The organism is Roseovarius gaetbuli (assembly GCF_900172365.1).
Taxonomy (GTDB): domain Bacteria; phylum Pseudomonadota; class Alphaproteobacteria; order Rhodobacterales; family Rhodobacteraceae; genus Roseovarius; species Roseovarius gaetbuli.
The window spans coordinates 1-919 of record NZ_FWFJ01000133.1 but is presented as its reverse complement, the minus strand read 5'-3'; the positions used below and the strand labels follow the sequence as shown (position 1 = coordinate 919).

At 57.5% G+C, this 919-nt stretch carries 1 protein-coding gene; it reads right to left on the bottom strand.

Annotated elements, in window-relative coordinates; genetic code table 11:
* A partial coding sequence (locus ROG8370_RS19945; protein WP_085828843.1) for an IS481 family transposase occupies positions 1-863 on the bottom strand: 863 nt, incomplete at its 3' end.
* Between the last annotated feature and the right edge of the window lie 56 nt (positions 864-919).

The window sequence follows — 919 nt, the reverse complement described above, 5'->3', positions numbered from 1 at the left end:
GGCGTGAGCCCGCTGAGGGTCTTGAGTCTGCGTGCGAAGTTGTAGGCTGCCATGAAGTCCGCCAGGTGGGTGCGGAGCTGATTGTGGTCGTCGTAGTGGAAACGTTTCACGGTCGCGTCCTTGATCGTTCGGTTCATCCGCTCGACCTGGCCATTCGTCCAAGGATGCTTCACCTTTGTCAGCCTGTGCTCGATTGCATGCTCGCGGCACACGCGGTCAAAGATATGTTCGAAGGCACTTGTATCGCAGCTTCGGTTTGTAAACTGGATGCCGTTATCGGTCAGCACCGTGTGCAGCCTGTAAGGAACAGTAGCAATCAGGTCGCGCAAGAACTGGGCGGCGGCCATCTTCCCTGCCTTTTGAACGAGTTGGGTTACGGCGAACTTGCTCGTCCGGTCAATGCCAACGAAGATGTAGAGCTTGCCTTCAGCGGTCTGCACCTCTGCGATGTCGACATGGAAATAGCCAATGGGATAGCGTTTGAAGCGCTGCCGTTTTGGCTTGTCGCCTTCAACATCCGGCAAGCGTGAGATCCCATGCCTTTGCAGGCAACGGTGCAAGGCCGACCGCGTCAGACTCGGGATCGTGGGTTGCAGCGCATAGAGGCAGTCGTCCAGCGGCAGTAATGTGTGCCGCCTGAAGGCGACGATCATCGCCTCCTCACACTCAGACAACACCGTGGACCGTGGCTCACGAGGGCCAGTCTTGAGGTCTTCGACCGTCGTCCGTTTCCGCCACTTGGCAACCGTCTTCGGGTTGATACCCAATTCCTGGCTCAACGCTGCGAGCGGAGCTTGCGATCGCTGTATAGCTGCTCTGACAGCGTGCGTGGTCGTGGCGCTCCCGTGACGAACTTGGCCCATAATGCTTCCTTCCATTCCTGAGAAAGGATCGCACCATCAAACCATCGGATCAAACA